The 8,501-nt window shown below is 55.4% G+C and carries 7 protein-coding genes; 3 read left to right on the top strand and 4 right to left on the bottom strand.

The features are described 5' to 3' along the window. Window positions 1-432: 432 nt before the first annotated feature. From cysK to BLQ24_RS04255, 4 genes are all read right to left on the bottom strand, one after another. Complete coding sequence (gene cysK, locus BLQ24_RS04270; RefSeq protein WP_090162996.1) at window positions 433-1,365, bottom strand: cysteine synthase A; 933 nt, start codon at window positions 1,363-1,365, stop codon at window positions 433-435. A 154-nt stretch (window positions 1,366-1,519) separates the two neighbouring features. Further along, the gene (locus tag BLQ24_RS04265) at window positions 1,520-1,951 is read right to left on the bottom strand and encodes an RrF2 family transcriptional regulator (protein ID WP_090163022.1); all 432 of its coding nucleotides are present in this window, start codon (window positions 1,949-1,951) and stop codon (window positions 1,520-1,522) included. Between the two features lie 217 nt (window positions 1,952-2,168). Then, window positions 2,169-3,044, bottom strand: a complete 876-nt coding sequence (locus BLQ24_RS04260) for a phosphoribosylaminoimidazolesuccinocarboxamide synthase (protein WP_090162994.1) — start codon at window positions 3,042-3,044, stop codon at window positions 2,169-2,171. A gap of 130 nt (window positions 3,045-3,174) precedes the next feature. Beyond that, window positions 3,175-4,377, bottom strand: a complete 1,203-nt coding sequence (locus tag BLQ24_RS04255; protein ID WP_090163020.1) for a MalY/PatB family protein — start codon at window positions 4,375-4,377, stop codon at window positions 3,175-3,177. A 249-nt stretch (window positions 4,378-4,626) separates the two neighbouring features. On the opposite strand from BLQ24_RS04255, the gene BLQ24_RS04250 reads away from it, so the two are divergent. The 3 genes from BLQ24_RS04250 (at window position 4,627) to hflX (ending at window position 8,423) form a co-directional block, all read left to right on the top strand. Beyond that, the gene (locus tag BLQ24_RS04250; RefSeq protein ID WP_090162991.1) at window positions 4,627-5,601 is read left to right on the top strand and encodes a bile acid:sodium symporter family protein; all 975 of its coding nucleotides are present in this window, start codon (window positions 4,627-4,629) and stop codon (window positions 5,599-5,601) included. A 168-nt stretch (window positions 5,602-5,769) separates the two neighbouring features. Beyond that, on the top strand, window positions 5,770-6,999 hold the full coding sequence (gene pepT, locus BLQ24_RS04245; RefSeq protein WP_090162989.1) for a peptidase T: 1,230 nt from the start codon (window positions 5,770-5,772) through the stop codon (window positions 6,997-6,999). 131 nt (window positions 7,000-7,130) lie between these two features. Continuing rightward, window positions 7,131-8,423: a GTPase HflX gene (gene hflX, locus BLQ24_RS04240; RefSeq protein ID WP_090162987.1), complete on the top strand. Its 1,293-nt coding sequence runs from the start codon at window positions 7,131-7,133 to the stop codon at window positions 8,421-8,423. The last annotated feature ends 78 nt before the right edge of the window (window positions 8,424-8,501 follow it).

Here is an 8,501-nt window from a genome sequence, read left to right as displayed (position 1 = left end):
CAACTCATATCTTCTCGCTGTATGATTACATTCGTTTCCGCGCTACATTTCGACAGACATAGGGAGCGGGAACGGAGTCAAGTGACAGTACGCTGGCCGAAAGCCGGGCAGCACTTGACGTAGTGACACGGAAAATCCTTACCCGCACCAGCGGGCGTGGATACACGCTTGCTGGCTGCCCTACAGCGAGGATAAATATTGATCGTCTCTGGCGAAGCCTGAGACACCTTTTGACTGCAGACTCTGTGAAAAAGTGTGTGCATCATAAAAAGCAACCAGCAACATTGCTGTTACTGGTTGCCAAAATCTCTTGATTTTTCACTGTCCTCTTGACGGGTAGCAGTTCAATCATTCCGGGGGCGTCTCGATCAAATTCGGTTCTCTATACAATCATGTCGGGAGTTTCTTTCCGGGCGTTTCCGCCGGAGTCAATTAGTCCTCGAACAGCGGTGTGGACAGGTATCTGTCACCGGTATCCGGCAGCAGCACCACGATCGTCTTTCCTTCCGCTTCCGGTCTCTTCGCCACTTCCAGGGCAGCATTCACTGCAGCGCCGGCGGAAATGCCTACCAGCACACCTTCGGAATGACCGATCAGCTTGCCGGCCTCGAACGCCTCGTCATTTCCCACCGTGATGACTTCATCGTACACATCTGTGTTCAGAACAGCCGGAACGAAGCCTGCGCCGATTCCCTGAATCTTGTGCGCACCGCCGTGACCCTCGGACAGAACCGGGGAAGTGGCCGGCTCAACTGCAATGACCTTCACATCCGCATTCTGAGACTTCAGATACTCTCCTGTGCCGGTCAGCGTTCCGCCTGTGCCTACGCCGGCAATGAAGTAATCCACCTGTCCGTCTGTGTCCTCCCAGATTTCCGGGCCGGTTGTCTCTCTGTGTGCCGCCGGGTTGGACGGGTTGTCGAACTGCGCCGGGATATAGCTGTTTTCAATGGACTCCGCCAGTTCATTCGCCTTGGCAATCGCCCCCTTCATCCCCTTTGTCCCGTCAGACAGCACCAGCTCGGCACCATAAGCCTTCATCAGCGCACGTCTTTCCACAGACATGGTCTCCGGCATCACGATGATGATCCGGTAACCTCTGGCAGCAGCGACAGCAGCCAGGCCGATGCCGGTATTTCCGGATGTCGGCTCGATGATCGTGGTGTCCGCATTGACATCCCCTCTCGCTTCCGCATCATCCAGCATCTTCTTCGCAATTCTGTCCTTTACGGAGCCGGACGGATTGAAGTACTCCAGCTTCGCCAGAATGCGTGCCTTCAGGCCGTACTTCTTCTCGATGTGTGTGAGTTCCAGAAGCGGTGTCTTTCCGATCAGTTCGTCTGCTGTCTTGTAAATCTTAGCCATTTCATTTTCCTCCGTAAATATGGTATTTCTTTTTTTTTGCACGGCACATGCCTTCAGGATTATGTTAAAGCAATAAATTCAAGTTTTCCCTCAGGTATATAGGTTTTTATTTTAGAAACGACGGGTATCCCGCCGGATACCCCCGTCCGTTAAACTAAATCATGTAATAATCTGCTTCATCGCCTCTGTTCGCCAGATCAGCAACAGAGATCCCGTCGAAATAACGGTTCGTCATGTCGTAGAATTTCTTCCACATCGGGAGCGTCTTGCAAAAGCTTTCCCGTTCACACGGTTCCGCACCCTCCTCAAGACAGGCTACCGGCGCGAGTCCGCCTTCGACCAGTCTGAGCACTTCGCCCACGCTGACCGTTTCCGGTGGCTTCGCCAGCTTATAACCGCCTCCCTTTCCTCTGTGGCCAATTACATAGCCGTTCTTCGAGAACACAACGATGATACTCTCTAGATACTTCTCCGAGATATCCTGTCTGGCGGCGATTTCTTTCAGCGGAATGTATTCCCCTCTGTCATGTTCCGAAAGATCCACCAGCACGCGCAGTGCGTAGCGGCCCTTCGTGGAAATCCTCATAGCCATCCGGTTCTCTCCTTTCTTCGGTAACTTTCCATACCCGTATTGTAGCACATCCCGAAATAATTGCAAGTAAAACTATAGGTTTATATGAAAAATTTTCGGAGGAACACCTTCCGGCGGACAAAAAATACGCCGCAGAGGTTGGAATTCCAACCTCTGCGGCAGAAAACCGCTCGTCCTCATTTTCCCTGCAGGAAAGGGGGATTTCGAACGACTATGCGTCTAATTTTTTGCCCGTCAGGAGCTCATAGGCCTCCAGATACTTTCCGATGGTCTTGTCAATCACATCCTGCGGCAGGTTGTAATCGCTGTCCGGATTCGCCTTCAGCCAGTCTCTCACGAACTGCTTGTCATAGGACGGCTGGGATTTCCCCGGTTCATAGCCTTCCAGCGGCCAGAAGCGGGAGCTGTCCGGTGTGAGCATCTCGTCGCCGATCACCAGCTCACCCTTCTCGTTCAGGCCGAACTCGAACTTAGTGTCTGCAATGATAATACCGTGTTCTCTGGCGTATTCCGCACATTTGTTATAGATCGCAATGGTGTTGTCCCGGATGCCCTTCGCCAGTTCTTCGCCCCTGCCCGGATAAGCCTTCTCCAGCACGGCGATGCTCTCTTCATAAGAAATATTCTCGTCGTGATCGCCGATCTCCGCCTTGGTGCTCGGTGTGAAAATCGGCTCCGGCAATTTCTCGGATTCCTTCAGTCCCTCCGGCAGGCGGATCCCGCATACCGTTCCGTTTTCCTGATAGCTGGCCCATCCGGATCCGGTGATATAGCCTCTGACGATGCACTCGATCGGCAGCATCTCCAGTTTCCGGCAAAGCATGCTCCTTCCGGCGAAATCATCATTCTGGAAGAATTCCGGCATGTCCTTCACATCCGTGGAGATGACATGGTTCGGCATAATGTCCCGGGTCAGTTCGAACCAGAATTCCGACATCTGGGTCAGAACCTTGCCCTTTCCCACGATCTGATTCTTCAGAATGTGGTCGAATGCGGAAATACGGTCGGTAGCTACCATCACCAGAGCGTCCCCGGTATCATAGATCTCCCGTACCTTTCCCTCTTTTACTGGCTTATATTCCTTCATTGAAAACCTCCAGATTCTGCCGGGCAGTGCACACTGTCCGCTGCTACACTCATACGCTACTCACATACGCTACTCATTTTAGCACTTCAAATCATAACAATCCACCGAATTCTTTCCGGTGCTTCTCCCGCTACACGAACACATACTTTCTGAGCCGCCGGAACGCCTCTTCCACCCGGCTGGCCGGAGATGCCAGGTTCATGCGGATGGTATAATCCCCGCCGAACCTGGTGCCGTCCTGCCAGATGACGCCGTATTTCACCCCCCGGGACTGCAGTTCCCGGATCGAAATATCCCGGTTCCGGCACCATTCCCCGCAGTCCAGGAACAGCATGTATGTTCCCTGGGGTTTCATCACCTGTACCCCGGGCACCTCCGCCAGATACTGAAGCGCCAGGTCCCGGTTTCCCCGCAGCACAGGAAGAAGCTGCTCCAGCCATTCCCGGCCTTCCTGCGAGTAGGCGCCGATCAGTCCGTACATGGAGAGAACGTTCATATTATTATAATGAGAAAGGGAACTTTCCTTCCGGATCCGGTCCCGGAGCCAGCGGTTGTATATGATATGGTAACTGCCCACCAGTCCGGCCAGATTGAAGGTCTTCGACGGCGCATAGAAAGCCGCCGTCCGGTTCCGGGCATCCTCATTCACAGACTGCAGCGGAATGTGCTTTCCCTCCAGAACCAGATCCGACCAGATCTCGTCGGAAATGACCCAGACATCATTCCGCCGGCAGATATCCATCGCCTGTTCCAGTTCTTCCCGTTCCCAGACCCGGCCGGTCGGATTGTGGGGCGAGCAGAATATGGCCGCATGGATGTGATTCCTGCGGATCTTCTCCTCCATATCCGCGTAATCCATGCGCCAGATTCCCTCTTCATCCCGGACCAGCGGACTGTGAACGATGTGGAACCCGTTGTTTTCCAGTGTGGCGGTGAATCCCACATAAGTGGGAGAGTGAACCAGCACATTATCCCCCGGGCTGCAGAGAACTCTAAGTGCGCTGACCACGCCCCCCAGCACGCCGTTCTCATAGCCGATGTGCTGCTTCTCCAGACCCGTTACGTCGTTTCGGTCCTGCTGCCACCGGATGATGCTCCGGTAATACTCCTGCCGGGGAATGAAGTACCCGAACATGGGATGGGCTGTCCGCCCTGTAATCGCCCGCTGCACCGCAGGAACAGTGGGAAAATTCATGTCCGCCACCCACATCGGAATACGGTCAAATTCCGGATCCGTCTTTCCCGGCGGAATCGACCCTGGCATCGCCAGAAGATCCACCGCCAGTGCGTCCTTCCCTCTTCTGTCTATTACGGATGTGAAATCATACTGCATCACCATGCCCTCCTTCTCTGTTCCGGCCTGAGGCCCTGTTCTGTGAAAATTATAATGAGGGGCGCAGGCAGTGTAAAGCCCGTCATTGACACAAATTTATCTGAATATTATAATACAAAACATATGGATGATATTTTCTTAACGAAAAATCATACACACAATTCTATATTTTTTCTGATTGCTGAACACCGGATAAGCGGTGTACCCGACCGACCCCTTCGGCGGGAAGCACATAGAAAGGAGTAAGCAATGAAGAAACTGGGCAAGCTCGCCTCATTCCTCAGCCTGAACATCGGATTCATCATCCTGATCGGATCCCTCTTCGCATTCTGGAAACCCGCTGCCATCTCATGGGCGGTGAATTACACCTCCCTCTTCCTGGGCACCGCCATGTTCGGCATGGGCCTCACCATCCACGTCTCTGATTTCCGCATGATGCTCCGGCATCCGAAAGACATCTTTCTGGGTGCCTGCTGTCAATACACAATCATGCCGCTTATGGCATGGGCCCTCTGCCGCCTCTTCCGCCTTCCTCCGGATCTGGCCATCGGCGTCATTCTGGTGGGATGCTGCCCCGGGGGCACGGCCAGCAATGTCATCACGTACATTGCCGGAGGAGATGTGGCCCTTTCGGTGGGCATGACCATCACTTCCACACTGCTGGCACCGGTTCTGACCCCGGCTCTGACCTATCTGCTGGGAGGAGCCTGGGTTCAGGTTTCTTTCTGGGCCATGGTACTTTCCGTTGTGAAGGTGGTGCTGCTTCCGGTGCTGGCAGGCATTGCGCTGCAGTATTTCTTCCATGAACAGGTGGAGAAGATCCGGGAAGTTCTGCCTCTGATTTCAGTCATCGCCATCGTCATGATCATTGCGGGCATTGTTGCGGTGAACCGGGAGAAACTGCTGGAATCCGGCCTTCTGGTATTCGGCATCGTCATGCTGCACAATCTTCTGGGCATGGGCGCTGGCTTCCTCATGGCCCGCATTTTCCACGAGGATTACCGGAAAACCACGGCCATTGCCATCGAGGTGGGCATGCAGAACAGCGGCCTGGCCGTATCCCTGGCAGCCGTGAACTTCGCCGCCAACCCGCTGGCTACGCTGCCGGGGGCCATCTTCAGCGTATGGCACAACATCGCAGGTTCCTTGTTCGCCGGCTGGCGCCGGAGGGGGGTCGAAGGAAGGCGCCGGAAAATGCAGGATACCGCCAAAGAAACCGCATAATGAAAGCAAGTTTTTCCGGTCCGGGCTTGTTCTGGAACGTCAACCGTCCTATAATCAGGACTGGATGCGTGGAAGGGGCAGGGTTCCCTGCGCCTTCCACCGGCGGAAGATTCCGAACCGGATTCTTTCGTCGGAAACAAACTTCAAATCAGTTATAGGAGGTAATCTATGAAATCTTACGAGAGACTGATGGAGTACGCCAAGTACCCGACGGGTTCCATTGAAGAGAATGCGAGCTGTCCGAGCAATCCGAAGGAATTCGATTTTGCGAACGCACTGGCGGAAGAAATGAAATCACTGGGCATCACCGATGCAGAAGTGGATGAAAACTGCTACGTCATGGGCACCATTCCGGCTAACATCGAGGGATACAACGGACCGGTTCTGGGCCTGATCGCCCACATCGACACATCCCCGGATGCGCCAAACGAGAACGTGAAGCCGAAGCTCACCCACTACGAGGGAGGCGACCTGATTCTGAATGAGAAGGAAGGCCTGAAGATCAGCGCCGATGCCCTGAAGAACTTCATCGGCTGCGACATCATCACCTCCGACGGCACCACCCTTCTGGGTGCCGACAACAAGGCAGGCGTGGCGGAGATCATGACCCTGGCGGAAATTCTGCATAACGACAGTTCGATTCCTCATGGCACAATCCGCATCGCCTTCACCCCGGACGAGGAGATCGGAAGAAGCAGCGACCTGTTCGATGTAGAGAAATTCGGCGCAGACTGCGCTTACACCATTGACGGCGACCTGTTCGGAGAATGCCAGAGCGAGACCTTCAGCGCCATGGGGGCTACGGTCACAGTAACCGGCATCAGCTACCACCCTGGATTTGCGAAGAACAACATGAAGAATGCCATTCACGTGGCAGAAGAGTTCGAGCAGATGCTGCCGGTGAACGAGCGGCCGGAATACCGGGAAGGCCGGGAAGGCTTCTATCACATCACATCCTTCAACGGCAGTGTGGAGAAGGCAACCATGGGATACATCATCCGGGACTTCGTCTGGGAGAAGATCGAATCCCGCTGCGAAGTGATGCGGAAGGCTGCAGAATACCTGAACCACGTTTACGGTGAGGGAACCGTTCAGGTGGAATTCACAGAGCAGTACCACAACATGGGTGAGGTCGTGGAAAAGCATCCGAAGCTGACAGAGATCCCGCTGGACGTCATCCGGGAGATGGGCTACACCCCGGATACGGCACCGATCCGCGGCGGCACGGACGGCGCTTTCCTGTCCTTCAAGGGTCTGCCTTGCCCGAACCTGGGGCCGGGCGGAAGCAACTTCCACAGCCGTCAGGAGTTTGCAGTGGTGCAGGACATGGAGAATGCAACAAAGATGATCATCGAAGTCGTTCAGCGCATTGCGAAGCTGAAGAAGGATGAACTCTAACACAGGTACATGACAGACACTCTCTTCCGGAAACCGGCGGACCGGGAAGCCCGCCGGCCGGAAGGGAGCATTTTCGTTTCTGGGGAAGACTGTACAGGCAGCCTGCCCGGCAGCCGGAATCAGGAGGCAATATGTTCGACACAGCAGAGTATAATGATCACCAGGGCGGTGAAATCCGGAAGCGTCATGCGTTTCTGGTAGGCGTCCGTTTCCCGGGAGACAGCCGCTTCGAAGCACGGATGGAAGAACTCCGGGGGCTGGCGGAGGCCTGCGGAGCGGAGGTCCGGGGCACGGCGGATCAGAAACTGCCCCGGGAGGATTCCGCCTATTTCATCGGGAAGGGAAAGGTGGAGGAAATCCGTCTGGCTGCCGATTCCCTCCATGCGGATCTGGTGATCTTCAACAACACACTGTCCCCCTCCCAGCTGACCAACCTTTCTGAGGCACTGGAGCTGGAAGTGATCGACCGGACGAACCTGATTCTGAACATCTTCGCAGAACGGGCCCGGAGCCGGGAAGCCCGCATGCAGGTGGACTATGCGAAACTGAAATACATGCTGCCCCGGCTGGTGGGCCTGCGGGCGAACCTGTCCCGTCAGGGCGGCGCTTCCGGCTCCATGTCCAACCGCGGCGCCGGAGAAAAGAAAATCGAACTGGACCGCCGGCGCATCGAAAAGCGAATGACGCTGCTCCGGCGCAGTCTGGACGAAATTGCAAAAGAACGGGAGACCCAGCGGAAGCGGCGGGCCCGCTCCGGCATGCCGCTGATCTCCCTGGTGGGCTACACGAATGCCGGGAAATCCACCCTGATGAACCAGATGATCCGCTGCTGCGGCACAGACGATGAAAAACAGGTGCTGGAACAGGATATGCTGTTCGCCACCCTGGACACATCGGTCCGGCAGATCGCACCTTCCGGCCGAAGGCCCTTCCTGCTTTCGGATACAGTCGGCTTCATCGATGATCTTCCCACCGGACTGGTGGATGCGTTCCGTTCCACACTGGACGAAGCCCTCCATGCGGATCTGATCCTGATGATCGTGGACAGCACCGATCCGGAATACCGGAACCACATACAGGTCACAGAAGAGACCCTGGCAGAACTGGGAGCCGGCAGCATCCCGGTGATCACGGTCATGAACAAAAACGACGGCATCCGTCCGATCCTGGAGAAAGACCGGATCCTCATGTCCGCCAAGGACCCGGACCACCTGCCGGCGCTGCTGGATCTGATCGAAACGAAGCTGAACGAAGGCAGCCTCACCTGCACCCTGCTGATCCCCTATGCCCAGAGCCGTCTGGAAAATGTGCTGCGAGAAAGCGGCGTTGTCAAATCCTGCGAATACACCGATGACGGCATCCGGATCACCGCTGCCATCCGGCGGGACCGGATTCAGCAGTTTCAGGAATACCTGCAGGAATAGACAAAAAACACCAACGGGTGCGGTCCCATCATGCAGCAGCGGCCAGCCGGGCGGGTGCGAAATCTTACTTTTTTCGGA

The organism is Eubacterium pyruvativorans (assembly GCF_900102225.1).
Taxonomy (GTDB): Bacteria; Bacillota; Clostridia; order Peptostreptococcales; family Anaerovoracaceae; genus Aminicella; species Aminicella pyruvativorans.
The sequence above is the reverse complement of the archived record's forward strand: the minus strand, read 5'-3'. Positions and strand labels throughout refer to the sequence as shown.

Bases quoted from the DNA above. Each gene is read 5' to 3' on its own strand.
- BLQ24_RS04260 (WP_090162994.1), bottom strand. From the start codon at position 3,044: ATGAAGGAATATAAGCCAGTAAAAGAGGGAAAGGTACGGGAGATCTAT.
- hflX (WP_090162987.1), top strand. From the start codon at position 7,131: ATGTTCGACACAGCAGAGTATAATGATCACCAGGGCGGTGAAATCCGG.
- BLQ24_RS04265 (WP_090163022.1), bottom strand. From the start codon at position 1,951: ATGAGGATTTCCACGAAGGGCCGCTACGCACTGCGCGTGCTGGTGGAT.
- cysK (WP_090162996.1), bottom strand. From the start codon at position 1,365: ATGGCTAAGATTTACAAGACAGCAGACGAACTGATCGGAAAGACACCG.
- BLQ24_RS04250 (WP_090162991.1), top strand. From the start codon at position 4,627: ATGAAGAAACTGGGCAAGCTCGCCTCATTCCTCAGCCTGAACATCGGA.
- pepT (WP_090162989.1), top strand. From the start codon at position 5,770: ATGAAATCTTACGAGAGACTGATGGAGTACGCCAAGTACCCGACGGGT.
- BLQ24_RS04255 (WP_090163020.1), bottom strand. From the start codon at position 4,377: ATGCAGTATGATTTCACATCCGTAATAGACAGAAGAGGGAAGGACGCA.